This is a genomic window from Sphingomonas sp. 320_CC (assembly GCF_059691795.1).
Genome location: NZ_JCAWAE010000002.1, coordinates 490,510 through 516,836 on the forward strand (window position 1 = coordinate 490,510; position 26,327 = coordinate 516,836).

The 26,327-nt window shown below is 66.5% G+C and carries 21 protein-coding genes; 13 read left to right on the forward strand and 8 right to left on the reverse strand.

All coding sequences use genetic code 11. From position 1 onward, the window contains the following. Window positions 1-35 precede the first annotated feature (35 nt). Both AC59GX_RS09250 and AC59GX_RS09255 read left to right on the forward strand, forming a co-directional pair. Window positions 36-1,187, forward strand: a complete 1,152-nt coding sequence (locus AC59GX_RS09250) for a PAS domain-containing protein (protein WP_426280010.1) — start codon at window positions 36-38, stop codon at window positions 1,185-1,187. Between the two features lie 76 nt (window positions 1,188-1,263). After that, window positions 1,264-5,880 (forward strand): NAD-glutamate dehydrogenase, encoded by a 4,617-nt coding sequence (locus tag AC59GX_RS09255; RefSeq protein ID WP_426280012.1) that lies wholly within the window; start codon window positions 1,264-1,266, stop codon window positions 5,878-5,880. A 160-nt stretch (window positions 5,881-6,040) separates the two neighbouring features. Here AC59GX_RS09255 and AC59GX_RS09260 read toward each other — a convergent pair whose 3' ends face one another. The 7 genes from AC59GX_RS09260 to AC59GX_RS09290 form a co-directional block, all read right to left on the reverse strand. After that, the gene (locus AC59GX_RS09260; RefSeq protein WP_426280014.1) at window positions 6,041-7,147 is read right to left on the reverse strand and encodes a PepSY-associated TM helix domain-containing protein; all 1,107 of its coding nucleotides are present in this window, start codon (window positions 7,145-7,147) and stop codon (window positions 6,041-6,043) included. 190 nt (window positions 7,148-7,337) lie between these two features. Next, a complete protein-coding gene (locus tag AC59GX_RS09265; protein ID WP_426280016.1) occupies window positions 7,338-8,021 on the reverse strand; it encodes a Fe2+-dependent dioxygenase in 684 nt (227 codons plus the stop codon). 58 nt (window positions 8,022-8,079) lie between these two features. Further along, window positions 8,080-10,566 (reverse strand): TonB-dependent receptor, encoded by a 2,487-nt coding sequence (locus AC59GX_RS09270; RefSeq protein WP_497301573.1) that lies wholly within the window; start codon window positions 10,564-10,566, stop codon window positions 8,080-8,082. Window positions 10,567-10,637: 71 nt separating this feature from the next. Next, window positions 10,638-10,895 (reverse strand): ribbon-helix-helix domain-containing protein, encoded by a 258-nt coding sequence (locus AC59GX_RS09275; RefSeq protein WP_426280019.1) that lies wholly within the window; start codon window positions 10,893-10,895, stop codon window positions 10,638-10,640. A gap of 7 nt (window positions 10,896-10,902) precedes the next feature. After that, entirely contained in the window at window positions 10,903-12,726 is a 1,824-nt protein-coding gene (gene cobT, locus AC59GX_RS09280) for a cobaltochelatase subunit CobT (protein ID WP_120300697.1), read from the reverse strand. Window positions 12,727-12,730: 4 nt separating this feature from the next. After that, window positions 12,731-13,735 carry a cobaltochelatase subunit CobS gene (cobS, locus tag AC59GX_RS09285; protein WP_056052421.1) on the reverse strand — a complete coding sequence of 335 codons (1,005 nt, stop codon included), beginning with the start codon at window positions 13,733-13,735 and terminating at the stop codon, window positions 12,731-12,733. 174 nt (window positions 13,736-13,909) lie between these two features. Beyond that, on the reverse strand, window positions 13,910-14,434 hold the full coding sequence (locus AC59GX_RS09290) for a J domain-containing protein (protein WP_426280022.1): 525 nt from the start codon (window positions 14,432-14,434) through the stop codon (window positions 13,910-13,912). Between the two features lie 137 nt (window positions 14,435-14,571). Between AC59GX_RS09290 and AC59GX_RS09295 the strand changes: the two genes are divergently transcribed. The 6 genes from AC59GX_RS09295 (at window position 14,572) to AC59GX_RS09320 (ending at window position 18,944) form a co-directional block, all read left to right on the forward strand. Next, complete coding sequence (locus AC59GX_RS09295; RefSeq protein ID WP_093398431.1) at window positions 14,572-14,859, forward strand: BolA family protein; 288 nt, start codon at window positions 14,572-14,574, stop codon at window positions 14,857-14,859. Continuing rightward, window positions 14,859-15,566, forward strand: a complete 708-nt coding sequence (locus AC59GX_RS09300) for a glutathione S-transferase (RefSeq protein ID WP_426280023.1) — start codon at window positions 14,859-14,861, stop codon at window positions 15,564-15,566. Before AC59GX_RS09295 ends, AC59GX_RS09300 begins: the two co-directional genes overlap by 1 nt. Before the next feature lie 148 nt (window positions 15,567-15,714). Then, complete coding sequence (locus tag AC59GX_RS09305) at window positions 15,715-16,164, forward strand: NUDIX hydrolase (protein ID WP_426280394.1); 450 nt, start codon at window positions 15,715-15,717, stop codon at window positions 16,162-16,164. Window positions 16,165-16,168: 4 nt separating this feature from the next. After that, the gene (locus tag AC59GX_RS09310) at window positions 16,169-17,068 is read left to right on the forward strand and encodes a pirin family protein (RefSeq protein WP_426280025.1); all 900 of its coding nucleotides are present in this window, start codon (window positions 16,169-16,171) and stop codon (window positions 17,066-17,068) included. A gap of 237 nt (window positions 17,069-17,305) precedes the next feature. Beyond that, window positions 17,306-18,178 carry an alpha/beta fold hydrolase gene (locus AC59GX_RS09315; protein ID WP_426280027.1) on the forward strand — a complete coding sequence of 291 codons (873 nt, stop codon included), beginning with the start codon at window positions 17,306-17,308 and terminating at the stop codon, window positions 18,176-18,178. A gap of 286 nt (window positions 18,179-18,464) precedes the next feature. Beyond that, the gene (locus AC59GX_RS09320) at window positions 18,465-18,944 is read left to right on the forward strand and encodes an RcnB family protein (RefSeq protein ID WP_426280028.1); all 480 of its coding nucleotides are present in this window, start codon (window positions 18,465-18,467) and stop codon (window positions 18,942-18,944) included. A 60-nt stretch (window positions 18,945-19,004) separates the two neighbouring features. Here AC59GX_RS09320 and AC59GX_RS09325 read toward each other — a convergent pair whose 3' ends face one another. Further along, complete coding sequence (locus AC59GX_RS09325; RefSeq protein WP_497301577.1) at window positions 19,005-20,105, reverse strand: DUF2332 domain-containing protein; 1,101 nt, start codon at window positions 20,103-20,105, stop codon at window positions 19,005-19,007. Between the two features lie 46 nt (window positions 20,106-20,151). Between AC59GX_RS09325 and hisG the strand changes: the two genes are divergently transcribed. From hisG to AC59GX_RS09350, 5 genes are all read left to right on the forward strand, one after another. Next, window positions 20,152-20,832 carry an ATP phosphoribosyltransferase gene (gene hisG / locus AC59GX_RS09330; RefSeq protein WP_426280032.1) on the forward strand — a complete coding sequence of 227 codons (681 nt, stop codon included), beginning with the start codon at window positions 20,152-20,154 and terminating at the stop codon, window positions 20,830-20,832. A gap of 124 nt (window positions 20,833-20,956) precedes the next feature. Next, a complete protein-coding gene (gene hisD, locus AC59GX_RS09335; protein ID WP_426280033.1) occupies window positions 20,957-22,252 on the forward strand; it encodes a histidinol dehydrogenase in 1,296 nt (431 codons plus the stop codon). A gap of 212 nt (window positions 22,253-22,464) precedes the next feature. After that, window positions 22,465-22,920, forward strand: coding sequence for a transcription antitermination factor NusB (gene nusB / locus AC59GX_RS09340; protein ID WP_056488135.1), 456 nt, complete (start codon window positions 22,465-22,467; stop codon window positions 22,918-22,920). A 114-nt stretch (window positions 22,921-23,034) separates the two neighbouring features. Continuing rightward, window positions 23,035-23,928, forward strand: coding sequence for a thiamine-phosphate kinase (thiL, locus tag AC59GX_RS09345; RefSeq protein WP_497301579.1), 894 nt, complete (start codon window positions 23,035-23,037; stop codon window positions 23,926-23,928). A gap of 91 nt (window positions 23,929-24,019) precedes the next feature. Next, window positions 24,020-26,176 (forward strand): sodium-translocating pyrophosphatase, encoded by a 2,157-nt coding sequence (locus AC59GX_RS09350; protein WP_497301581.1) that lies wholly within the window; start codon window positions 24,020-24,022, stop codon window positions 26,174-26,176. Window positions 26,177-26,327: the final 151 nt, after the last annotated feature.

The following is a 26,327-nucleotide window of genomic DNA, read 5'->3' on the forward strand; positions in this document are numbered from 1 at the left end:
GCACAAGCGGGGCGACGATACGGGGATCTTTGGGCATGACGACGGCGCGCAGCGTAGAGGATGGACGCGTAGCGGGCGCGGATGGCGTGGCGATTGCGGAGGCTCCGCCACGGGCGGCTGCGCATACCGGCGCGTCCGATTCGACCGATGCGGGCGTCAACGACGTGATGTTCGATCTCGGCGGCGACGAGCGGCGGATGCACGTGCGCGCCTATAACCATTGGGTGTCGCTGCTGAAGGACCGCCCCTATCCTTCGATCGCCGACCTCGAGCCCGAGACGATCACCGATTTCGGCCCGCACAGCGTGCTGCTCGATTTCAGTCACGGCATGGGCGATCCGAAGATCGCGTATCTTGGTCGCGCGCTGCGCGAGGAATGCGGGCTTGAGGGGCCGATCGCGACGATCGCCGACGTGCCGAGCCGGTCGCTGCTGTCGCGGCTGACCGATCATTACCTGCAGATCATTGCCAATCGTGCGCCGATCGGCTTCGAGGCGGAATTCGTCAGCAGCCGGGGGCGGACGACGCTGTACCGCGGGATCCTGATGCCGTTCGCGTCTGGCGGGGTGACGATCGATTTCATTTACGGCGTCATCAATTGGAAGGAGCTCGCGGACGCTGATTTGCAGGCTGCACTGTCGGCCGAGCTAGATGCCGCCGTTCACGCAACCTCGTATGGCTCGGGCGCGACCGCGCAGGTGTGGGCGGATGGACCGAGCGGTGGCTTCGATATCATGCCTGCCGAGCCGACGCCTGCTGCCTTGCAGGAACTGGTGCTGGATGACCCCTTGCCCGCCGACTATGTGCTTGTCGGAAGGCTCGGCGAGCAACTGGCGATGGCGCGTGAGAGCGCGGCGCAGGTCCGCGCGGCTGAAGCGCGCAGTCGGATGGCGCTCCACAGGACGTTGGGTCGGGCGCATGATCTCGCGGTGTCTGCCGAGCAGGATAGCGATAATTTCACGGCGATTCTCTCTGCTGCTTGCGTGCCGGGTGGGGCGGAAGCGATGATGCAGATCGTTGCGCTCGTCTTTGGCGCGAATTTCGAGGCAGCTAGGTTGGAGACGTTCGCGACGGTGCTGCGTCACGCCCAGCGGCATCAGGTGCCGGCAGGCGGTTTCGCAAGCTTTCTGAGTGGCTTCGGCAGCGACCTGGCGGCGATCGAAGCCGTGGAGCGATCCGCGTTTTAGGTGCGCCGCAGCATAATCCTTCGCACCTGCCACAAGGGTTGAGATAGGCGAACGGGGGGCGCATAGGCCCTGACCTATGGCGAACCAATCGTTGAACACGCTCACCGAGACCCTTGCAGGCCGGTTGACCGAACGGGCCCTTCCGGGCGAACTGAGGGACTTCGGGGCGAGCGAGGTCGCGCAGGCGGCGGCGTTCGTTGCCGCGACTGCCGCGCACCGCGACGACGGTGCGCCAGCGATCGCGATCGAGCCGATCAGTGGCGACGACACGCGGCGGCGAATGCGTCTTGCGATCGTCAACGACGACATGCCGTTCCTGGTCGATTCGATCGCGGCGGCGATCGGCGCGCAGGACATCGCGGTCGATCGGATCATCCACCCCGTCGTCCGCACGACGCGCGCGCCCGATGGCACGCTGCATGCGATCGACGCGGATGGCCAGGGTGCAGGTCGGCCCGAATCGATGATCTATCTCGAGATGGAACGCGCCGATGCGCGTGACCGTCGGGGGTTGATTGAGGATCTGACCGCAGTGCTGGCCGACGTCCGTGCCGCTGTGGGCGACTGGCGCGCGATGCAAGCCGCGCTCGACGACGATATTGCGATGCTACCCGAGGGTGAAGGTGCCGCGCTGTTGCAGTGGTTCCTGAACGGGCATCTGACGCTGCTCGGGCATCAGATCTGGCATTGTGACGGGAGCGGCCACGCTGCTCTCGGTATTGCGCGCAACGAACACCGCGTGCCGATCCTTGCCGAGGCCTCGCGCGCACTCGCGATCAAGTGGTTCGAGGCGGGCAACGACGCGCCGTTGTTGCTGAAGTCGAACCTGATCTCGACCGTCCACCGTGCGGTGCCGCTCGACCTGGTCGTCGTACCGGTGATGGAGGGCGCGACGGTCGCCGGGCTGTCGATCTACAGCGGCCTGTGGACCAGTGCCGCGCTCGCCGCGATGCCGCGCGACGTGCCGGTGTTGCGCACGCGGCTTGCCGCGATGAAGGCAAAGTTCGGGTTCGATCCGCGTGGTCATGCCGGCAAGGCGCTAACGCATGCGTTCACTGCGCTGCCGCACGACCTCGTGATCGCGTTCGCACCCGATGCGCTGGAAGACCTTGCGCTGACCGCGATGAGCATCGCAGATCGGCCACGGCCGGCGCTCGTGTTGGTCGAATCGGCGCTCGGGCGGCATCTGTTCGGGTTCGTGTGGTTGCCGCGCGACGATGTCACCACCGGCCGACGGGTCGCGATCGGCGACATGCTGGCCGAGGCCGCGAATGCGAGCGTGCTCAACTGGTCGATTGCGCTGGAGGACGGCGAGGTCGCGATGATCCGCTACACGCTCGATCTGCGCGGCGATGGCCGGATGCCCGACGTCGCGCCGCTCGCGCTGCGGTTGCAGCGGATGGTGCGTGGCTGGGTGTCGGACGTCGAGGCTGCGCTGGTCGAGACGTTGCCGCCGCCACGCGCTGCGCGTCTTGCGCTCAAATGGGCGGCGGCGTTCCCGCAGAACTACCGCAACCTCAGCACGCCCGCCGAGGCCGCCGAGGATATCCAGCGGATCGCCGCGCTGGCCGATACGGACGCGCGTGGCGTGCGCCTTGTTCCGGGCGAAGCCGGCGCCGATCCGCAGTTGAAGATCTACAAGCTCGGCGGGGCGCTCCCCCTGTCGGACGCGGTCCCGGTGCTGGAGAATTTCGGCTTCCGCGTGATCGGCGAACTGCCGACGCGGTTGCGCGACGACAGCGTGCCGTTCGTGCATGACTTCGTGCTGGAAGCGAACGACGCCGCGCAGCAGAGCGACGCCCCCGTCCTCGAAGGCGCGATCGCAGCGGTGCTGGAAGGCGCCGCCGAGAACGATGCGTTCAACCGGCTGATCGTCGAACTCGGCATGCGGCCCGAGGCGATCGTGCTGTTCCGTGCGTGGTTCCGGTATCTGCGCCAGGCGGGGCTTCCGTATGGCCTGACCACCGTCGTCGACGCGCTGCGCCGTGCACCGAAGGTCGCCGCCGCGTTGATCGCGCGGTTCACCGCGGTCCATCATCCGGAGCACCCGGGCAACGCGATCGAGGCGGACCAGGCGATCGAAGCCGGGCTCGATGCCGTCACGGCGATCGACGACGACCGTATCCTGCGTGCGTATCGCAACCTGATCGCAGCGACGCTGCGGACCAACGCGTTCACGCCTGCCGCCTCGGAAGCGCTCGCGTTCAAGCTCGACAGCCATCTGATTCCGGGCCTCCCCGCCCCGGTGCCGTGGCGCGAAGTATGGGTCTACTCGCCTCGCGTCGAAGGCATCCATCTGCGTGCCGGCCCGGTGGCGCGTGGCGGCCTGCGCTGGTCCGATCGTCGCGACGATTTCCGCACCGAGATCCTCGGGCTGATGAAGGCGCAGCGCGTCAAGAACGCGGTGATCGTGCCGACCGGCGCGAAGGGCGGCTTCTATCCCAAGCAACTCCCCGCCCCGTCGAACCGCGACGCGTGGCTGGCCGAGGGCACCGAGAGCTACCGGATCTTCATCCGCACCTTGTTGTCGATCACCGACAACATCGTCGAAGGCAAGGTCGTGCATCCCGACGGCGTGACGATCCTCGACGGCGAGGACCCGTATTTCGTCGTCGCCGCCGACAAGGGCACCGCGACGTTCAGCGACGTGGCGAACGCGCTCGCGCTTGAACGCGGCTACTGGCTCGGCGACGCGTTCGCCTCCGGTGGCTCGGTCGGGTACGATCACAAGGCGATGGGGATCACCGCCAAGGGCGCGTGGCTGAGCGTCCAGCGGCACTTCGCCGAGCGCGGCCTCGACGTGCAGAGCGAAAGCATCACCGTCGTCGGCTGCGGCGACATGTCGGGCGACGTGTTCGGCAACGGCATGTTGCTTTCGAAGACGCTGAAGGTCATCGCGGCGTTCGATCATCGCCACATCTTCCTCGATCCCGATCCCGATCCGGCGGCGAGCTGGGAAGAGCGCAACCGGATGTTCGCGCTGCCGCGGTCGAGCTGGGCGGACTACGACGCCAGCCTGATCTCGAAGGGCGGCGGCGTGTTCGCGCGCACCGCCAAGGTCGTGAAGCTGTCGCCACAGGTGCAGGCTGCGCTCGGCGTAACGGTGAGTGAGATGGAGCCGGGCGCGCTGATCTCGGCGATCCTCAAGGCGCCGGCCGACCTGCTCTGGTTCGGCGGCATCGGCACCTATGTGAAGGCCGCGTCGGAACCGAACGTCGCGGTCGGCGATCCGGCGAACGACCGGCTGCGCGTCAACGCCGAGGATCTGCGTGTGATCGCGATCGGCGAAGGCGCGAACCTGGGCGTCACGCAGGCCGCGCGTATCGCGTTTTCGGCACGCGGGGGTCGGATCAACACCGACTTCATCGACAATTCGGCCGGCGTCGACTGCTCGGATAACGAGGTCAACATCAAGATCGCGCTCAACCGAGAGATGATCGAGGGGCGGCTCGACTATGAGGACCGCAACACGCTGCTCGCCAGCATGACCGACGACGTCGCGCACCTGGTGCTGGAGGACAACCGCCTCCAGACGCTGGCGCTGTCGATCGCCGAGGCGGACGGTGCGGTCGCGGTGCCGAGCTATGTGCGCGTGATCGAGATCTTCGAGGGCGCCGGGCGGCTCGATCGTGCAGTCGAAGGGCTTGCGTCGAACGACATCCTGCTCCGTCGTGGCCAGGATGGGCTGGGGCTCACGCGGCCTGAGCTCGCGGTGCTGCTGGCGACCGCCAAGCTCGGGTTGCAGGACGCGATCGAGCACAGCGACATCGCCAAGGATGATGCTCTGAAGCCGGATTTGCATGCCGCGTTCCCGGCGGCGATGCGCGAGCGGTTCGGGACGGCGATCGACGAACATCGGCTGCGGCCCGAGATCGTCGCAACCAAGCTCGCCAACCGGATCGTCAACCGATTGGGCATCCTCTACCCGTTCGAACTGGCGGAAGAGGAAGGCGCGGCGATGGGCGATATCGCGGCGATGTTCGTCGTCGCCGAGCGCCTGTTCGATCTGCCCGCGTTGTGGGCGGAAATCGAGACCGCGGTGATGCCCGAGGCGGCGCGGATCGCGCTGTTCGACGAGGTGGCCGTGGCGACCCGTTCGCAGATCGCCGACCTGCTGCGCGTGTCGGCGCCGGGCGCGGTGCCGGGCGACGTCCTCGCGCGGCTGGCGAAGGGCATCACGCAGCTCGACAGCCAGACTGCGGCGTTGCTGCTCGAGGAAGCAAGTGCGCAGAGCAGCCGCATCGCGGGGCAGCTTGAGGCGGTCGGTGCGCCAGGCGATCTGGTGCGCAAGGTCGTTCGCCTGTTCGAGATGGACGGCGCAGTCGGGCTGGCGGATCTTGGCGAGCGGATGTCGCTCGACGAGGCGGTGGTGACGCGGGCGTTCACGCATCTCGGGCAGGCGCTGGGGCTCGACTGGGCGCAGGCGAATGCGGCGCGGATCAGTCCGACCGATCCCTGGGAGCGGTTGCTGGTCGCCGGGCTTGCGCGCGATTTCCAGCAGCTGCGGTTGGAGTTTCTCGCGCGGTGCGGTGCGCAGGATCCGCAGGGTGCGGTCGAAAAATGGCTGCTGACGAACGCGGCACGGGTGGCGCAGTTCAAGGCGGTTATCGACCGCGCGCGCCACGCGGCGGTGCCGAACGCGGCGATGCTCGCGCAGATCGCCGGGCAGGCGCGGGTGTTGCTGGGGCGGTAACTTAACCCCTCGCCCCTGCGGGGAGAGGGAGGGGCCCGCGTGCTCTTGCGCGTGGGAGGGTGAGGGGTGTGAGGCTCGGAACGCGAGTCCCAACTCCCCTCACCCTCCCGTCGCCAAGAGGCTCCTCCTTCCCTCTCCCCGAAGGGGCGAGGGAGACTGGCTACGTTGCACACCGCGCTGCCAACTCAGCCTTCCACTTGCGCGCACGCCACCACATGATAACGCCGGTCACCGCCAGTACCGCGGGCAATATCCCGCCCAGGAAGATGATCACCTGCCACAGCGCACCCATGTCGGTGCCATCGTGGATCCGCCGCATCCACCGCGCCACACCGCCCTGAGGCCGCGCCGGCGCCGCGGTCGCGCCGCCGGTGTCGTCCGCCACCTTCACCCCGATCGGCGCGCCGCCGCCCTGAAACGTCACCGTCCAGTCCGCGCTGAGGTCGGTCGGCCAGGTGATGCTCCGCAACGGCGCATTATCGACGATACCGCGCGCCTTGCCGATCGCCACCGCGAGAGGCTGCGCGGGCGACGCCAGCGGTTTCGCGCGCATCATCGCGCCGCGATCGGGACCGCCTCTCGGCCGCGACGTCTCGCCGATGAGCTTTCCGAGGACCTGCGGGAACGAGATCCACGCGCCGGTCAGCGACAGCACGAACAACGGCAGCGCGATCCAGAAGCCGAACAGGTGGTGAAGGTTGGTCTCGACGTCGCGGTGCCGGCGGAACCGGAGCCCGCGCGTCCACTTGCCCATCGTCGGCCACCACAGCCATAGCCCGGTAAAGCTCGACACCATCATCGCCACGCCGATCCAGCCGACGATCGAGCGTCCAATGCCGGGTAGTTGCAGGCTACCGTGCAGAACATGCAGGAACCGAACGAGTCCGCCGTTCGGCGGCGACACCTCCAGCACGCGCGCGGTCGGTGGATCGAGATAGACCATCGTCCGCTGCGGTGGTCCTGGCCGGGTCGGCACGCTGGCCGAGGTCGCCGCGACGATTACCGGGCCGCCGTCATCGGGCATCGTCAGCGTCGCGATCCGTTCGCCATGCCTCAGCACCGCGCGCGCCGCGGCGACGTAGCTGTCGGGGCCGAGCACCGTCTTGCCGGTGACCGCATAGCGCGCCGGATCGACGATCCGATCGAGCGCGTCATGCCACACCAAAGCCGCGCCGCTCAGCGACAGCGGGATGATGAGGATCGCCAGTACCAGCCCGATCCACTTGTGGACCTGGAACCACGCGCGTCGCATCGCCAGCTTGCTCATTATCTACTCCCTGTGCGGTGAGCGTCGCATGAGGGGGCGGCTCAAGTCCACATTAGAGACGGCGCTCACCAATGCTCCCCTCCCTGGAAGTGAGGGGTTGGGGGTGGGTCGGCCTGCTTTGGTCGCGGCGTCTGGATATGCGGAAACCGACCCACCCCCTGCCCCTCCCTTTCAGGGAGGGGAGCAGAAGTCAGGCGTCCGCCCAGCGGCGAAGGAGGTTGTGGTACACGCCGGTCAGCCGCACGGTCGCCGGATCGCCCTGGCCTTGTGCGGCCGCGACCGCCTGCACGCCCTGGTCGAGATCGAACAGGATCCGCCGGGCGCCGTCGTCACGCACCATCGACTGGAGCCAGAAGAACGACGCGGTACGCATCCCGCGCGTGACCGGCGTCACCCGGTGCAGGCTGGACGCGGGGTAGAGGACCATGTGCCCGGCGGGCAGCTTGACCGACTGTGGACCGAACTGGTCCTCAATCACCAGTTCGCCGCCGTCGTACGTTGCGGGGTCGTCGAGGAAGAGCGTTGCCGACAGGTCGCTGCGGATGCGGAAGTCGGTGCCGCGCTTCATCCGGATCGCGTTGTCGACGTGAAGCCCGAAATCCTGTCCCCCGGCGTAACGGTTGAACAGCGGTGGGAACACTTTGAGCGGCAGCGCCGCCGCCACGAACAGCGCCGACCGGCCGAGCGCGTCGAGGACCATCCCGGCCGCCTCCCGCGCGGCGACCGAGTCCTCGGGCAATTGCTCGTTGCGCTTGGCGAGCGCGCTCTGCGGACCCGACGTCGCGTTGCCGTCGATCCACTCGGCGTGGTCGATCAGTGCGCGAACACGGGCGACGCCGGCCGCATCGAGCACATCGGGGATCGCGATCAACATGGCGTCACTCTAGAATGCGGCGGCGATACCGGCAAACTGCCCGCGTCGCCGCCGAGCCTCACAGGCTGTAGAACAGCGTCAGCCGCACCGAACGCGCCTCGCCCGGCGTCGCCCAGCCATTGTTGCGGATGCCGGTGTAGTATTTTTCGTTGGTGAAGTTCTGCACGTTGAGCTGCGCGGTCAGGCCGTTGCCCACGGTGTACGACAGGAACGCGCGATGCGTGAGGTAATCCGCCGAGTGGAATACCGGCGTCACCACGGTCGTCGGCGCAAGCGGCGTCGCCAGCGCGCTGTTGTTGAGCGCGAATGCCCCCTGATAGGTCAGGCCGTAGCCAAGCTGGAGGCCGAACGGCAGCGTGTAGGTGGTGAACAGGCTGCCCGAATGCTTCGGCGTGTTGGTGAGCTCCTGCCCCGCCTGCGTATCGAGGATCGCAGCCGAGTTGCCACAGGGATTGGTCGTCGTCGTGGTCGTGCCGACGGTCGTACGGACCGGCCCCGGATTGGCGAGACAGAAGTTCGAGACGCTCTGGATGATCTTCGCCTTCAGATACGTGTAGTTGGCGAAGATCGAGAATGCGTGCGAGATGCTGCCGCTTGCACCCAGCGCGATGCCGTCGACGCGCGAGCGGCCGTCGTTGACGCCGAGCGTCGTGACGATCGGGTCGTTCGTAGCGACGCGGTAATTGGTCCGCTCGTTGCGGAACACCGCCGCCGTCAGTTGCAGCTTGCGCGAGAACAGGTCCGCCTTGGCCCCGAGTTCGTAGTTCACCGCCTTTTCCGGCTTGACGTCGCACGGGTCGAGCTGGCCCGCGGGTGCATTGATCAACGTACCGCAACCTAGCCGGACGGTCGCAGATGTCGGCGTGGTGGCGTTGCCGTACGACGCATACAGGCTGACGGTCTCAATCGGCTTGAAGTTGATGCCGCCGCGGTACGAGAACAGCGTTTCATCACTCGTCTGGTTCAGGCCGCGCGCATAGGTGCCGAGTGTCGCGTCGGGCACGACCGAGAAGGTATCGGCGCGGAAACGGCCCTTGGCATGCTCGTAGCGCAGGCCGAAATTGACCTCGATCTGCGGGATCACCTTGATCGTGTCGAAGGCGTAGACCGCCGCATTGCTCGTCGTGCCCTGCGACCGGCCGGCCTGGATGAAGTTGAACGGGCCGGTGTAGTCGGTGTTCGGGTTGGCGAGGTTGATCGGTGGCTGGACAACCGTCGCACCGGTCGTGGTACGCAGCGTGTTGCCCGTGACGATCGTGTAATCCTCCTGCGAGACCGACGCGCCGAGCACCAGCGTATGCTCGAGCCCCGCGGTATCGAAGACCGAACGGAGATCGGTCTGGTTATAGAGGATCTGGTTTTCCTGATTTCGGACGAAACCGCGAGGGCCGCTCGGGTAATAGGAACCGGGTATGTTCTGACCCGGAGCGGTTGCCGTCGGGGCGGGACAGGCCGCCGGCGTCGTCGCGACGTTGGTCAGCGGCTGGGGCTGGAACCCGGTCGACAGGCAAAACACACCTTGCGGGGCGCTCGTCAACGAGTCCTGCTGGACGCGCTGCCAGCGGCTCAGGTTGCGGATCGAGACCTTGTCGGAGAAGCTGTGGCTGACCGTCGCGGTCGCCTGGTCGACGGTGATGTCCTGCTTGTCGAGATTGCGGATGCCGTAATAGGCGGAGTTGTCGGCACCCGGCAGCGGCCCGTTGTTCACCGCATTGCGGAAGTACGGCACGCCATAGACGGGGACGTTCTCGTCCTCCTGATGCAGATATTGCAGCGTCAGGCTAGTCGGGCCCTCCACGCCGACGATCAGCGACGGCGCGACGGCCCAACGCTTGTTGCTCTCCACATCGCGACCGGGAATGTCGTTCTTGTGCGCAACTGCGTTGAGACGGACCGCGACCAGATCGCTGACCCGGACGTTCGAGTCGAGCGTCGTTCGGTAATAATCGTCGCTACCGACGCCGCCCGACACGACCGTCAGCGTCTCCGCCTGCGGGCGCTTGGTGATGAGGTTGATCGTGCCGCCGACCGATCCGCCGCCGCCGAACACGCTGTTCGCGCCGTTGTAGACCTCGACCTGTTGCAGGTTGAACGTCTCGCTGCGGCTATACTGCGCGCTGTCGCGGACGCCGTCGATCGTGATGTCGTTGTTGGCGGAATAGCCACGCAGGTTGATGCTGTCCCCGTATCCGCCGCCGCCTTCGCCCGCACCGAAGGTGATGCCGGGGATCGGCTGCAACACGTCGCGCAGGGTGAGCAAATTCTGCTTGCGGATCGTCTGGTCGCCGATGATCGTCACGGTCTGCGTCGTGTCGAGCAGGCTGCGCGTCGCCTTCGGGCTCTCCAGCGTGGTCGCGGGGACGGTCTTGCCGTTGACGACGATTTCGTCGCGGTTGAGCTGCTTTTCCTGGTCGTCGGCCGCGTGAACCTTTGCCGATTCAGCCGGGCGATCGGCAGCATAGGCTGGTGCGCTGGCAATGAACCCTACGCACGAAAGCGCGAGAAATGCAGGCGCGGCGGACGAACGCGACGAAGGACCAGACATGCGAAACCCCTTATTGTTGCGGGTTCGCTATTGAGAGTCGTTCTCACTGTCAACGCTATTGCGACTAATTCTCATGCGCCGTTCGAGAACAGCCATGATCTCAAGGCGCTAGCGAGATTGGGGGGATCGTCGGCCAAGATGCGTATCGCGTCGATCTCTGCGACCAGTGCAGACAAGGGCAACGCTAGACGCGCCGCAGCGGCCTCCAGCGCTTGCCAGAAGATGGGTTCGAGGCTGATGGACGTCTGGTGGCCTGCAATCGTGATCGAGCGTTTTACGGGTCCGTGGAACCCGCCCGCGGGCGTCGTAATACCGCCGCCCGCTGTCACCGACGGATCATTCGGTATCGAACAGCGAGGCCAGCTGTTCGATGATCGTCCCGCCAAGCTGTTCGACGTCCATGATCGTGACGGCGCGCGCGTAATAGCGAGTGACATCGTGGCCGATGCCGATCGCGACGAGTTCGACCGGCGACTTGCTCTCGATCCAGCCGATTACTTGGCGCAAATGGCGCTCCAGGTACGATCCAGAGTTCACGCTGAGCGTCGAATCATCGACCGGGGCGCCGTCGCTGATCACCATCAGGATGCGGCGTTCCTCGGGCCGGGCGACCAGCCGCGCATGCGCCCACATCAGCGCCTCGCCGTCGATATTCTCCTTCAGCAACCCCTCGCGCATCATTAGCCCGAGCGAGTTGCGCGCACGCCGCCACGGCTCGTCGGCGCGCTTGTAGACGATGTGGCGGATGTCGTTCAGCCGGCCCGGCTGCGGCGGACGCCCGGCGGCAAGCCACGTTTCGCGGCTCTGCCCGCCCTTCCAGGCTCGCGTCGTAAAGCCGAGGATTTCGGTCTTCACGCCGCAGCGTTCCAGCGTGCGCGCGAGAATGTCCGCGCTGATCGCCGCGATCGAGATCGGGCGGCCGCGCATCGAGCCGGAGTTGTCGATCAGCAACGTCACGACGGTGTCACGGAAATCGGTCTCGCGCTCGGCCTTGTAGCTCAGCGACAGCGTCGGGTTGACGATCACGCGTGCCAGCCGCGCCGCGTCGAGGATGCCCTCCTCCTGGTCGAAATCCCACGACCGCGACTGCTGCGCCATGAGGCGCCGCTGGAGCCGGTTGGCGAGCTTCGACACGGTCGATTGCAGGTGCACGAGCTGCTGGTCGAGATAGCCGCGCAGCCGCGCCAGTTCGTCGGCGTCGCACAGCTCGGTGGCTGCGATCACCTCATCGAACTGCGTCGTCCACGGCTTGTAGTCGAACGCACCGCCCATGTCCGCGAAGGGACGGTTCGGGCGGACCGGCTGCATGCCTTCCTCGCCATCGTCACCGGGCTCGCCGTCGATGTCGTCCATCGACTCGTCGCTCTGCTCCTGGCCGTCGCTTTCCTCGTTCTGCTGCTCGGACTGTTCGCCGCGCGCCTCGACTTCGCCCTGGCCGTCCTCGCCCTGGTCGTCGCCTTCGTCGCCCTCGTCCTGCTGCTGCTCGTCGGTGCCCTCGTCCTCGGAGCCGCCTTCGTCGCTCTCCTCGGGGACCTGATCACCCTCGACCAGTTCGAGCTCTTGCAACATCTTCCGCGCAAGGCCTTGGAACGCCTTCTGGTCGTCGAGCGCATAGGCGAGCGCGTCGAGGTCGGTCTTGCTCTCGATCCACTCGCGGACCAACGCGAGGCCGGGCGCGGCGATCGCGGGGGATTCCTGTCCGGTCAACCGCTCGCGGACCATGAGGCCCAGCGCGGTCGACAACGGCACCTCGTCACGATTGCGCGCGCGCGTGATCGGATCGGCGCGTAACCGCACGTCGAGCGCCCGTTCGAGGTTCTCGGTAATCCCCGCATAACCGCGCGACCCAAGTGCTTCGACTCGTGCAGTCTCGACGGAATCGAACACCGCGCGCGCCACCGCCTCAACCGGCGCCGCACGATTATGCAGTGCGATGTCGTGATGCTTCAGCCTAAGCGCGAAGCCGTCTGCGAACCCGCGCGCCTCAGCGACCTGCTCGAGCGGAAGAGCGCGAGCGGGCATCGGCACCTTGATGTGCTTACCCGACTGCGTCGGCGCATCGGCGGTGAAGGCGAGTTCGACCTCCGGCTCCTCCGAGATCGCACGTGCGGTGCCGGCAAGAACCGCCTTGAAGCGATCGAGAGGAGTTTCGTTGGCCAAAGGTTTAGGCCTTGCCCACCACGCTCTCGGGAAGATCCTTGCCGAACACGCGCTGGTAATATTCGGCGACCAGCGGCCGCTCCGCTTCGTCGCACTTGTTGAGGAACGATAGGCGGAACGCGAAGCCAACATCGCCGAAGATCAGCGCGTTCTGCGCCCAGGTGATCACGGTGCGCGGGCTCATCACGGTCGAGATGTCGCCGTTGACGAAACCCTTGCGGGTCATGTCGGCGACCCGGACCATGTTCTCGACGGTCTTCTTGCCCTCGGGCTTGTCGTATTCACCGGACTTGGCGAGCACGATCTGCGCCTCGACCTTGGCGGGCAGGTAATTGAGCGTGACGACGATGTTCCAGCGGTCCATCTGGCCCTGGTTGATCTGCTGCGTGCCGTGATACAGCCCGCTCGTATCGCCGAGGCCGACCGTGTTGGCGGTCGCGAACAGGCGGAACCACGGATTCGGACGGATCACGCGGTTCTGGTCGAGCAGCGTCAGCTTGCCTTCGGTCTCCAGCACGCGCTGGATCACGAACATCACGTCGGGGCGGCCTGCGTCGTACTCGTCGAACACCAGCGCGGTCGGGGTCTGCAGCGCCCAGGGCAGCAGGCCTTCGCGGAACTCGGTGATCTGCTGACCGTCCTTCAGCACGATCGCATCGCGGCCGATCAGGTCGATACGGCTGATGTGCGCATCGAGGTTGATGCGGATGCATGGCCATTTCAGGCGCGCCGCAACCTGCTCGATATGCGTCGACTTGCCGGTGCCGTGATAGCCCTGGACCATCACGCGACGGTTATGCGCGAACCCCGCCAGCACGGCGAGTGTGGTGTCGGCATCGAAGACGTACGCCGGATCAAGATCGGGCACGCGCTCGTCGGCTTCGGAGAAAGCCGGCACTTCCATGTCGGAATCGATCCCGAACATCTCGCGCACCTTTACCATACGGTCGGGTGCATCGAGGATCGTGGTCTCGCGGCTATCTGGCTGGGTATTCGGGATATCGGTCATGTTGGCCTCGTGTTCCCGGTAGCTTTAGGCCAAGCGCGGGCAGTTACTCAACCGCCGCTGTACGATTGGGCGATTGACCGGAAGAGTTAGACGAACCTCTCGCCAGCCGTGCGGTTCCGGCGGAGGCGTCGTGAAATATCGATCAGAGTAAGTATGGATCACATTCCCGTTACGTCAGGCAAACGCCGTGGCACCTTTCAGGTGCTGGTAGGCGGCGATCACCTTCTGCAATTCGGCCTCATGCGCCCGGTCGCCGCCGTTGCGGTCGGGATGATAGCGGCGGACGAGTTCGCTGTAGCGTTTGCGCAGCTGCGAGCGGTCGGTGTCCGTCCCGAGTCCGAGTACGCGCAACGAGCGCCGTTCGCCGTCGGACAGCACGCGGCCGCCCTTGCGCGCTGCCGCCATCCGCTCGCCGAAGCGTGCACCGATCGCATCGATCGGGTCGGCGAAGTCCGCCCATTTCGGCGGGGTGTCGCCGCCGCCGTGCGCGAATGCCCGCGTCTCGCGTTCCCAGCCCGCCAACGGGCGCTGCGCATAATGAATCTCGTCCGCGGTCATGCCGTCGAAGAAATTATAACCGGAGTTGAACGCGCGGACGTGCTCGAGGCAGAACCAGCGGAACTGCGGCGGACCGCCGTCGCTCGGCCCTTCGAGCGGTGGCGCACGAAATTCGCCGGGCTCCTCGCAGTCGCGCCACATGCAGACGCGCCCCGTCCCTTCCACGCGGCCGTGAAACCGTGGGCTGGGGCGTTCTTTCCGCTCTTTTCGCCCATCGTTTGTGTATCCGTCGTCCGCCACCGGCTCCCCGCGCTTCCAAAACGGGCTATATAGGGAGCATGACAGACCTCGCCACCGGCTCCGTACAGGACCAGATCACCGCCCGCCTTACCGCGACACTCGCCCCGACGCAGCTGACCGTCGTCAACGAGAGCGGGCTTCACGCCGGCCATATGGGCGACGACGGCACCGGCGAGACGCATTTTCGCGTCGAGGTGGAAACCCCGCAGTTCGAAGGCCTTAATCGTGTCGCGCGCCAGCGGCTCGTGAACCAGGCGCTCGCCGAACTGTTGAGCACGAAGATTCACGCGCTCGCCATCAAGGCCCGCGCGCCTGGGGAAATCTGATGGCGTACAAGCTCTGGTACTGGCCCTCCCTCCAAGGCCGCGGCGAGTTCGTCCGGCTCGCGCTCGAAGGTGCCGAGATCGCGTATGAGGATTGCGCGCGTGGCGTAGGCGAAAAGGGTTTGCTCGCCGATCTGAACGACCGCACCGGACGGACGCCGTTCGCGCCGCCGTATCTGGAGCTCGACGGCCTAGTGATCGCGCAGGTCGCCAACATCCTGATGTATCTCGGCGAGCGCCACGGTCTCGCGCCGTCGAACATGGCGGACCGGCTGTGGCTCAACCAGCTCCAGCTGACGATCGCCGACCTCGTCGCGGAGGTTCACAACGTCCATCATCCGGTCGCGATGATGGACTATTACGACGATCAGAAGCCCGAGGCCGCACGTGCGGCGAAACAGTTCCGCGAGGCGCGGATGCCGAAGTATTTGGGACATTTCGAGGATGCCGCGCAGGCCAATGCGGGCGATTGGCTGATCGACCACAAGTGGAGCTACTCCGATACGTCGCTGTTCCAGGTGATCGAGGGGCTGCGGTACATGTTTCCGCAGCGGATGAAGACGCTCGAACCGGACTATCCGAATTTGGTCCGTATCCATGATCAGGTCGCTGAGTTGCCGGGCATCACGGCGTACCTGAAAAGCGACCGCCGCCTCGCCTTCAACACCGACGGTATCTTCCGCGCCTATCCCGAACTCGACGCGGTATGAGGCTTGGCAGTGTCCTGACACTCAGCACGTCGCCGGCCAGCACCTCCCCGGCGAAGGCCGGGGTCCAGTTGAGAGACAGTGGTAAAGAGGGGCAGCCCGTCGCCATATCGACCTTTCCAACTGGGCCCCGGCCTTCGCCGGGGAGGTGCTGGTTGTGAGGACCCCGCGCCCAGCAGCTAGGATACTTCTCGTCGACGGCCAGGACCGCGTGCTGATGTTCCGCTTCACGCCCACCGACCGCCCCCCGCTCTGGTGCACGCCGGGCGGCGCGGTCGATCCCGGCGAGAGCTACGCCGCCGCCGCCCGCCGCGAACTCTGGGAGGAAGTCGGGCTCGACATCGACTGCGGCCCCGAAGTCGCGCGCCGCGTCGTCGACTTCCGCACCTTCGAAGGCACAGAGGTCACCGCCGACGAACGCTATTTCCGGATCGACGTCGACACCTGCGACGTAAAGGCGGGCAATCTCACCGAACAGGAGAAGCAACTGCTCGTCGGTCACCGCTGGTTTTCCCGAAACGACATCGCGGGCTTCCACGAAACGCTCTATCCAGCAGACTTGGTCGAACTGCTCGACGCCACGGAACCTGCCAAGGGATAACGCCATGCTCGATGATTTCGTCCTCCAGACCATCCTGCCGTCGACGCACGATCTCGGCGGGTTCAAGGTCCATCGCACGCTGCCGAACAAGGAGCGGACGATGGTCGGGCCGTTCCTGTTCTTCGACCAGATGGGCCCTGCGCATCTCGACGTTGGGCAAGGCATCGACGTGCGCCCGCATCCGCATATCAACCTGTCGACCGTCACCTATCTATTCGATGGCGCGATAGATCACCGCGACTCGCTTGGCACGCAGGCGCGGATCGAGCCGGGCGCGGTCAATCTGATGACCGCGGGTCACGGCATCGTCCATTCCGAACGCTCGCCCGGCGACGAGCGCGCCGAGGGGCCGAACCTGTCGGGGATCCAGACCTGGCTGGCGATGCCCGAGGCAGTCGAGGAGATCGACCCCGCGTTCGAGCACGTCACTAAGGCGCAGCTGCCGACGATCGAGGCGCACGGCGCACGCTCGCGGATCATCATGGGGAGCCTGTGGGGCCAGACAGCGCCGACCACGACCTATTCGGGGACGATATACGCCGACATCGCGCTCGATCCCGGCGCGAGCGTGCCGATCGATGCCGCGGCGGAGGAGCGCGCGATCTATCTTGCGATGGGCGAGGCGACGCTGGAAGGCGTGAAGCTGGAGCCGCAAGTCCTCTATGTCCTCCGCCCCGGTATCTCCGCGACGCTGAGGTCCGCGCATGGCGGCCGCGCGATGCTGTGCGGCGGCGATGCGTTCACGACGCCGCGCCACGTCTGGTGGAATTTCGTCAGCTCGAGCCGTGACCGGATCGAGCAGGCGAAACGCGATTGGAACGCGGGGAATTTTCCGAAAGTGCCCGGCGATGAGAAGGAATGGATCGAGATTCCGGCGGTGCCGAAGACGGTCAGCTATCCCTAACTCTTCCCCTACCCCCTTCCGCAAGCGGGAGGGGGTAGGGGGGTGGGCACGCGCTATCGCGCCCGCTCCGTTTGAAACTGGCCGCGAGCCCACCCCCGGCCCCTCCCGCGTGCGGGAGGGGAGCAGAAGACGTAATCTCCCCTCCCGCTTGCGGGAGGGGTCGGGGGAGGGCATGCTCCAAGGGCAGCGCGACGGGCAGGCCCTCCCCTGACCCCTCCCGCAAGCGGGAGGGGAATCATGACACTTCAACGCATCGCGTTATCCACAGGCGTCGAACTCGACGTGGCGATCAGCGGCGACCCGGCGAACCCACCCGTCATCCTGCTCCACGGCTTCCCAGAATCGCACCGCACCTGGCGCGATATCGCCCCGGACCTCGCCCGCGATCACTACGTGATCGCTCCCGACCAACGCGGCTTCGCGCGCTCCTCGAAGCCCGAGGGCGTCGACAGCTACACCCCCGACAAGATCGTCGCAGACTTGATCGCGCTCGCCGACCATCTCAAGATCGACCGCTTCACGCTGATCGGCCACGACTGGGGCGGCGCGGTCGCCTGGATGGCGGCGTTGCGTCACCCGGAGCGCATCGCCAAGCTCGTCATCATCAACGCCCCCCACCCGCTCGTCTTCCAGCGGACCATGTTCGACGACCTCGAACAGCGCGCCGCCAGCCAGTATATCCGCGCCTTCCGCAACCCCGATCTCGAAAAGCATATCGAATCGATCGGCCTCGAAACCTTCTTCGATACCAGTTTCTCGAAGCATGCCGATCTTGCCGCGATGGCGGAGGACAAGGTCGCCTATCTCGACGAATGGGGCCAGCCCGGCGCGATCACCGGCATGCTCAACTGGTACCGCGCGAGCGCGATCGTCGTCCCCGCGATGGATGAAACCCCGCCCCGCCCCGCGTTCCTCGACGCGCCGTTTCCACCCACCAAGATGCCGGTACTGGTGATCTGGGGGATGCAGGACAGCGCGCTGCTGCCCAGCCAGCTCGACCTTGGCGATTACGTGCCCGACCTCACGATCGAGAAGATCGATGCGGGCCATTTCGTGCCGTGGCAGAAACCCGACGCTGTGATCGCCGCGATGCGCTGTTGGGGTGTCTGAGCCGACCGTCGGTCAACGACGTAAGTACCCTCTGCCTCCACCCCGGCGAAGGCCGGGGCCCAATTGGGGGACGGTCGTAACTCGGGACGGCGCTACGTTACTGCAACCTCTCCAATTGGACCCCGGCCTTCGCCGGGGGGGCGTATCCCGCGGCGCATGTCCGCCTATAACTCCGAACTTTCGCCACCTGTCTGAATCCTGACGACCGTATTCGGCGATCGTTCAGCGGCGCTAGAGCAAAACCTTCTCCATGCCGTTGATCCGGCGTCGAAACAGGAGAGCAGTCATGCATAAGATGATCCTTGCGGCCGTAGCCGCCGCCACCCTCGTCCCTACCTTCGCGACCGCGCAAAGCTACGGCGAAGTCCGCCGCGACCAGCGCGAGATCCGCGAGAGCCGTCGCGACCTCGATCGCGCCCGCCGTTACGGCAACCGCGGCGACGTCCGCGAAGCCCGCCAGGAACTGCGCGAAGACCGCCGTGAAGCGCGCGAGGACTGGCGTGACTATCGCCGTACGCACGGTAACGTCTATCGCCGCCCCGCCTATGTCGGCCCGCGCGGCTACCGCTATCGTCCGGTGAGCGTCGGCTACCGCTTCGCACCGAACTATTACGGCCGCCAATACTGGATCAACGACTATCAGACCTATCGCCTGTCGCGCCCGGCCTACGGCTATCAGCGCTGGGTCCGCTACGGCCGCGACGTCGTGCTGGTCGACACGCGCAACGGCCGTGTCGCCCAGGTGAACAACGGCTTCTTCTACTAAACCTTCTACCAAGATCAGTCGGCCCGGGAGCGATCCCGGGCCGACCTCGTATCTGGCGCCTCAGTCCTTCTCGTACGCCCCACGTCGCATAACGTAGTCCCGTGTCTCATACGGCGCGCAGAGCCCCTCGACCCAGGCGCCATGCGCATGCGTCAGCGCAACCAGTTCCATTGGCCGCTCCCCCGGCCAGCCGCGCACGCGCACCTCATGTCGGTGGAGATCGCGGTTCGGCTCCATCATGACCCAGCCGAGCGGTCGTTCCACCGTCGCCCGCGCACCCGCCGCGTCCATCGCGACCCGGATGCGTTCGCGCGATGCCGCCGGCAGATACTGCCACACCACCGAATGCATCAGCACGCGCGTGACGCCCTCGGGTTGCGGCTCGGCCAATTGCGCCTCGACCCAGTCCGCCGCATCGCCTTCGACCAAATCGACACCGCCCTCGCGCACCATCGCGATCGCCGCCGCCAGCCGCGCCTGTCGCTCGACCGCATCGACCCAGACATACGCCTCGAGCCGCGCCGCTGCGGCCGGATCGGCGACGTCCACCGGGTGGATATCGACGCCGCGTGTCGACTCGATCTCTACCGGCGCGCCTGGCGGCGGCGCGCCCCGCCATTCGGGGTGGAGAATCACAGGCGATGCCGATGGCCCGACATTCACACCGCCAAGGTCGAACCGATAGCGATCGATCAGCAGATTGAGTCCCGCGCTCGAGCCGATCTCCAGCACCTCGAACCGCGGCCCGTACCGCTCGGCCAGATGCAATAGGCCGGTCATCATTCCGGCGGACCGCGCCGCCTCGTTGGTCTGCGGCGGTCCGTCGAGCCACGGCAGCAACCCCGCATTCTGCGCGACGAGCGTTGCCTTTAGTATCGCGACGATCCGCGCCGGGTCGGTTTCTACGCCGGCGAATACGGCAGAAAGCTCCGGATCGACGCCCGCGCGATGCAGTGCGTGCAGTCCACCCACCAGCCGTAACGCCAAGGCATCCGCGACCGGCTCGCCCGCCCAGTCGAGCACCCGCCGCCCCGTCTCGCTATCCCGATCGAGCGACTCCGCCAGCGCGCTGCAAACCCGCGCCGTGATCGGCGCATCCATCGCCGCGCAATAGCCCGCCTGAATTCCGAACGCGGAGCAACTTGCCATTACATTTGCCATACGCACGTTGTTGCACCCGCCATGCCCCCCCCGTAAAGCCCGGCGCGTGCCAGATACTCAGCCCCCCTCCCAGATCATCATCGCCGTCCCCAAGGGACGCATCCTTGCCGAGGCCTTGCCGTTGCTCGCGCGCGCCGGGGTTCATCCCGAAGCGTCGTTCTCGGACGAGAACTCGCGCGCGCTCCGGTTCGCGACCAACGATCCGGCGATCTCGCTGATCCGGGTGCGCGCGTTCGACGTCGCCACCTTCGTCGCGCACGGGGCGGCGCAACTTGGCATCGTCGGGTCGGACGTGATCGCGGAGTTCGGTTATTCGGAATTATACGCGCCGGTCGACCTCGGCATCGGCCATTGCCGGCTGTCGGTCGCCGAACCTGCCGAGATGGCCGCGCAGGACGATCCGCGCGGCTGGAGCCACGTCCGCGTCGCGACCAAATACCCGCACGTGACGGCCGCGCATTTTGCCGCTCGCGGCGTCCAGGCGGAGTGCGTGAAGCTCAACGGCGCGATGGAACTGGCGCCGACGCTCGGCTTGGCGCCGCGCATCGTCGACCTCGTATCGTCAGGCCGCACGCTGCTGGAAAACGGCCTGGTCGAGGTCGAGGCGATCATGGAGGTCACGAGCCGGTTGGTCGTAAACCGCGCTGCGATGAAGACGCGCGCACGGGTCGTGCCGCTGGTCGAGGCATTCCGCCGCGCGGTCGCAGCGCAGGAAATCGAAGCATGAGCGCTTACCTTCTGCTCCCCTCCCGCCTGCGGGAGGGGTCGGGGGAGGGCACGCCCGCCCCGATCGTAGCGTGCGAGGCTATGTCATTCCCTCCCCTAACCCCTCCCGCAAGCGGGAGGGGGATGTGATCCGCCTCTCCACGTTCGACGCGGACTTCGCGACTCGCTTCACCGCGCTCGTCGAGGACCGTCGCGAATCCGACGCGGGCGTGACGCAGGACGTCGCCGCGATCATCGCGGCGGTCCGCCGCGATGGTGAAACCGCGCTCCGCGACCTTACGCAGAAGCACGACCGCCACGACATCGAGACCACCGGCTGGCAGATCGACGACGCCGACTGCAAGGCCGCGTTCGATGCACTCGACCCGGACCTGCGCACCGCGCTCGAACTCGCCGCTACTCGTATCCGCGCGTATCACGAGAAACAGCGCCCGCTCGACAGCGACTCGGTCGACTCCGCGGGCGTAAGGCTTGGCGCGCGATGGCTCCCCGTCGACGCCGCCGGCATCTATGTCCCCGGTGGACGCGCCGCCTACCCCTCGTCGTTGCTGATGAACGCGATCCCCGCCAAGGTTGCGGGCGTCGGCCGTCTCGCGATGGTCACGCCGACACCGGATGGCCAGATCAACCCGCTGGTCCTCGCCGCCGCACATCTCGCGGGCGTCGATGAAGTCTGGCGAGTCGGTGGCGCGCAGGCTGTCGCCGCGCTCGCGTACGGCGCGGGCCGGATCGAGCCGGTCGACGTGATCACCGGCCCCGGCAACGCTTGGGTCGCCGAAGCCAAGCGGCAGGTCTACGGCGTCGTCGGCATCGACATGGTCGCGGGGCCTTCCGAGATCGTCGTCGTCGCCGACGCGCTCAACGATCCCGAATGGACCGCCGCCGACCTGCTCAGTCAGGCCGAGCACGACGTGACCACGCAGTCGATCCTGTTCACCGACGACGCTGTGTTCGCCGACAAGGTAGCAGAGGCTGTGGACCGCCAGTTGCGCGACCTCGCTACCGAAGCCGTCGCGCGCGTCGCTTGGGACACCAACGGCGCGATCGTTGTCGTGGAGACTTTGGCGGACGCGATCCCGCTGGTCGATCGCCTCGCCGCGGAGCATCTCCAGTTGGCGATCCCCGACCCGCAGGGCTTCTTCAACCGCATTCGCCACGCCGGGTCGGTGTTCCTTGGCCGCTACACGCCGGAAGCGATCGGCGATTACGTCGCCGGGCCGAACCACGTCCTCCCGACCGGCCGCCGTGCGCGGTTTGCCAGTGGACTGTCGGTGCTCGACTTCATGAAGCGCACCAGCTTCTTGGCGCTCGACGAAGCGGCATTGCGCGAACTCGGGCCCGCGACCGTCGCGCTAGCGAATGCCGAGGGACTACCTGCGCATGCGAAATCGGTGGCGTTGCGGCTTCGCCTGAACAGTTAGTGTGTTCGCGCAGAGGCGCAGAGAGCGCGGAGGTGTTGCGTGCGGCGCAGCCACTTCGATCCCTCATGGGCTGGCGATGGGAGGGCCGCTCCGCGGCAAGCGCAACACCTCCGCGCTCTCTGCGCCTCTGCGCGAACCATTCTTCTCTGCCAAAGCGCCCGAAAACGCAAAGGGCTGACACACAGCCCCCCCGCGCCTACAGGCAACCGCTTATGACTCGAACCGCCCCCCGCACCAAGGCGCGTGCCGCCGCACGCCTCGCCGCCGTCCAGGCCACGTACCAGCACGAGATGGAGGGCACCGCGATGCCCGTCCTGCTCAACGAATTCCACCAGCACCGGCTCGGCGCGACGATCGAAGACGTCGAATATGCCGAGGCCGATGTCGACTTCTTCGACGACCTGGTGACCGGCGCCAACGCGCGCGCCGGCGAGATCGACGTGCTCATCGAGGGCAAGCTCGCCAAGGGCTGGACGCTGGCGCGGCTCGACAAGCCGATGAAGGCGATCATCCGCGTCGGCACGTATGAACTGCTGGCGCGCAAGGACGTGCCGGTCGCGGCGGTGATCAGCGAATATGTCGATGTGGCGCATGCGTTCTACGACAAGCGGGAGTCCGGCTTCGTGAATGGGTTGCTTGATGGCATCGCGAAAGAGGTGCGGGCCTGACGAACTCCCTCTCCCCTCCGGGGAGAGGGTCGGGGTGAGGGGCTGCCAAGCAGTGCGGCGCCTGGAACAGCCCCTCACCCCAGCCCTCTCCCCGGAGGGGAGAGGGAGCAGAAAGTGACCGAAGCCGAGTTTATTGCCGCTCTCCGCCGGCTCCCGCTGCACCGGGCGGCGCTTGGGCTCACCGACGATACCGCGCTACTCGACGCTGGCCCGCTCGTCGTCACGACCGACACGCTGGTCGAAGGCGTGCATTTCCTCCCGACCGACCCAGCGCTAGACGTCGCGTGGAAGCTAGTCGCCACCAACCTCTCCGACCTCGCCGCCAAGGGTGCCAAGCCCGAAGGCATCCTCCTCAACTACCCTCTCGGCGACGACACGTGGGACCACGCGTTTCTCGAAGGGCTCTCGGAAGTCCTGACGGCCTTCGACACGCGCATTATCGGCGGCGATACCGTGACGCTCTCCCCGAACACCCCCCGCGTCCTGACGGTCACCGCGTTCGGCAGCGACGCCGCCGCCCCTGCCCGCAACGGCGCACGGGTAGGCGACGCCCTCTACGTCACGGGCACGATCGGCGACGCTGGCGCTGGGCTCGCGATCGCACTCGGTGCACAAGGCCCTGCCGAACTTCTCGCCGCGTACCGGCGCCCGCAGCCACGGCTCGCCGACGGCCGCATACTTGCCCCACAGGTCCACGCGATGATGGACGTCTCCGACGGGCTGCTCATCGACGCGTCCCGCATGGCGCTCGCCAGTGGCCTCGCCGTCAGCATCGACCTCGCGCGCATTCCCCTCTCCAACGCTTATCGCACCTTTTCCGGCGACCGGCTCGCTGCGGCCACCGCAGGAGACGACTACCAACTGCTTTTTGCTGCACCGCAAGATTTCGTTACCGACGCCGCGCGGATCGGCGCGTTCTCGGCCGGCTCGGGACTTACCCTCCACGACTCCGGCAAACCCGTCCCGCTCCCGCCAAGTCTAGGCTACGAACACCACCCGATCGGATAACTTGCGCAATGCTCCTGCACTGATAAGTTCCTTACATCGGGACTCGGCAAAGCCGGGACCGGAGCGGACCTGACAAGAGGGATAGCGCCGTATGACGACCGTCTATTTGGCCATGATCTGCGGCGTCATCGCCGTCCTATATGGTTTCGTCACCAGCCGGCAGGTGCTCGCGGCCTCCCCCGGCAACGAGAAGATGCAAGACATCGCCGCCGCGATCCAGGAAGGCGCGAAGGCCTATCTCGGGCGGCAATACACCACGATCGCGATCGTCGGCGTCATCGTCGCGGCGATCCTCTTGTTCACGCTCGGCTATATCTCTACGATCGGCTTCGTCATCGGCGCGGTGCTGTCGGGCGTCGCTGGCTATGTCGGCATGAACATCTCTGTCCGCGCCAACGTGCGCACCGCCGAGGCCGCGCGCACGTCGCTGCAGGCCGGGCTGACGCTGGCGTTCCGATCGGGCGCGGTGACCGGCATGCTCGTGGCGGGTCTCGGCCTGCTCGCGATCAGCGCATTCTTCTGGTACCTCACCGGTCCCGCGGGCCATGCGCCCAACGACCGGATCATCGTCGAGGCGCTCACCGCGCTCGCGTTCGGCGCCTCGCTGATCTCGATATTCGCACGGCTTGGCGGCGGCATCTTCACCAAGGCGGCGGACGTTGGCGCGGATCTGGTCGGCAAGGTCGAGGCAGGTATCCCGGAGGACGACCCCCGCAACCCCGCCGTGATCGCGGACAACGTGGGCGACAACGTCGGCGACTGCGCGGGCATGGCCGCCGATCTGTTCGAGACCTACGTCGTCACGCTGGGTGTCACGATGATTTCGATCGCACTGCTGATCCAGGCGAGCGGCGCCGAACTGATGCGGCTGATGACTCTCCCGCTGCTCGTCGGCGGCGTGTGCATCGTCACCTCGATCATCGGCACGTACATGGCGCGGCTCGGTGGCGGCAGCATCATGGGCGCGCTCTACAAGGGCTTCTTCACCTCGACGATCCTGTCGATCCCGGCGATCTATCTCGCCACCAAGTATGTGCTGGGCGATCTCCACCGCGTGATCGGCGGTGCCGGTTTCCTCGATCCCGCGACCGACGATCTGACGACGCAGGCCGCGCCGTCGCTGACGCAGAGCTTCACCGGCATGGACCTGTTCTGGTCGATGATGATCGGCCTCGTCGTGACAGGGCTGATCGTGTGGATCACCGAATATTACACCGGCACCAACCACCGCCCGGTCCAGTCGATTGCCAAGGCGTCCGAGACCGGTCACGGCACCAACGTCATCCAGGGCCTGGCGATCAGCCTCGAGTCCACTGCGCTGCCGACGCTGGTGATTGTCGTCGCGGTGATCGTCGCGTACCAGCTTGCCGGGATCATTGGCATCGCCTTCGCGGCGACCGCAATGCTCGCCCAAGCCGGCATGGTCGTCGCGCTCGACGCCTACGGTCCGGTCACCGACAACGCCGGCGGCATCGCGGAAATGGCAGGCCTGCCCGACGACGTCCGCCAGCGGACCGACGCGCTCGATGCGGTCGGCAACACCACCAAGGCGGTGACGAAGGGCTATGCGATCGGCTCGGCCGGGCTCGCCGCGCTCGTCCTCTTCGGCGCGTACACCACCGATCTTGCGACGTACTTCCCCGATGTCACGGTCGATTTCAGCCTCAGCAATCCGTACGTCATCGTCGGGCTCCTGCTCGGCGCCTTGCTCCCCTATCTGTTCGGGGCGTTCGGCATGACCGCGGTGGGTCGCGCAGCTGGCGCGGTCGTCGAGGAGGTCCGCGAGCAGTTCCGCAACAACCCCGGCATCATGCTCGGCACCAGCCGCCCCGACTACGCACGGACGGTCGACCTCGTCACCAAAGCGGCGATCCGCGAGATGATCGTGCCCTCGCTACTACCGGTGCTGTCGCCGCTCGCGGTGTACTTCATCATCACCGCGGTCGCAGGCCAGGCCGCCGGCTTCGCCTCGCTCGGCGCGATGCTGCTGGGCGTGATCGTTTCCGGGCTGTTCGTCGCGATCTCGATGACGAGCGGTGGCGGCGCGTGGGACAACGCCAAGAAATACATCGAGGACGGCCATCACGGCGGCAAGGGGTCCGAAGCGCACAAGGCCGCGATCACCGGTGACACGGTCGGCGACCCCTACAAGGATACTGCAGGCCCCGCGGTGAACCCGATGATCAAGATCACCAACATCGTGGCACTGCTGCTGCTCGCGGCTCTGGCCGGCGGCGGAGTGGGGTGAACTGAACAGGATCGCCGATCGGCCAGTTACGCTGGCCGGTCTGCGATCCATTCCCTGCCCGGTGCTTCAATATTTGCCATCCATTCCCGCCCGATAACAAGGCAGTGCGCCGCGTGCGCAATTTCCGCTCAGTCCCATCGACCTCGGTGTT

Excerpts from the sequence above, each read along its gene's own strand:
- AC59GX_RS09300 (WP_426280023.1), top strand. The coding sequence starts at position 14,859 with ATGGCGTACAAGCTCTGGTACTGGCCCTCCCTCCAAGGCCGCGGCGAG.
- AC59GX_RS09265 (WP_426280016.1), bottom strand. The coding sequence starts at position 8,021 with ATGTTGATCGCGATCCCCGATGTGCTCGATGCGGCCGGCGTCGCCCGT.
- AC59GX_RS09255 (WP_426280012.1), top strand. The coding sequence starts at position 1,264 with ATGGCGAACCAATCGTTGAACACGCTCACCGAGACCCTTGCAGGCCGG.
- nusB (WP_056488135.1), top strand. The coding sequence starts at position 22,465 with ATGACTCGAACCGCCCCCCGCACCAAGGCGCGTGCCGCCGCACGCCTC.
- AC59GX_RS09270 (WP_497301573.1), bottom strand. The coding sequence starts at position 10,566 with ATGTCTGGTCCTTCGTCGCGTTCGTCCGCCGCGCCTGCATTTCTCGCG.
- AC59GX_RS09325 (WP_497301577.1), bottom strand. The coding sequence starts at position 20,105 with ATGGCAAATGTAATGGCAAGTTGCTCCGCGTTCGGAATTCAGGCGGGC.
- cobS (WP_056052421.1), bottom strand. The coding sequence starts at position 13,735 with ATGACCGATATCCCGAATACCCAGCCAGATAGCCGCGAGACCACGATC.
- AC59GX_RS09315 (WP_426280027.1), top strand. The coding sequence starts at position 17,306 with ATGACACTTCAACGCATCGCGTTATCCACAGGCGTCGAACTCGACGTG.
- AC59GX_RS09295 (WP_093398431.1), top strand. The coding sequence starts at position 14,572 with ATGACAGACCTCGCCACCGGCTCCGTACAGGACCAGATCACCGCCCGC.
- AC59GX_RS09310 (WP_426280025.1), top strand. The coding sequence starts at position 16,169 with ATGCTCGATGATTTCGTCCTCCAGACCATCCTGCCGTCGACGCACGAT.
- AC59GX_RS09320 (WP_426280028.1), top strand. The coding sequence starts at position 18,465 with ATGCATAAGATGATCCTTGCGGCCGTAGCCGCCGCCACCCTCGTCCCT.
- AC59GX_RS09260 (WP_426280014.1), bottom strand. The coding sequence starts at position 7,147 with ATGAGCAAGCTGGCGATGCGACGCGCGTGGTTCCAGGTCCACAAGTGG.
- AC59GX_RS09290 (WP_426280022.1), bottom strand. The coding sequence starts at position 14,434 with ATGTGGCGCGACTGCGAGGAGCCCGGCGAATTTCGTGCGCCACCGCTC.
- AC59GX_RS09350 (WP_497301581.1), top strand. The coding sequence starts at position 24,020 with ATGACGACCGTCTATTTGGCCATGATCTGCGGCGTCATCGCCGTCCTA.
- AC59GX_RS09250 (WP_426280010.1), top strand. The coding sequence starts at position 36 with ATGACGACGGCGCGCAGCGTAGAGGATGGACGCGTAGCGGGCGCGGAT.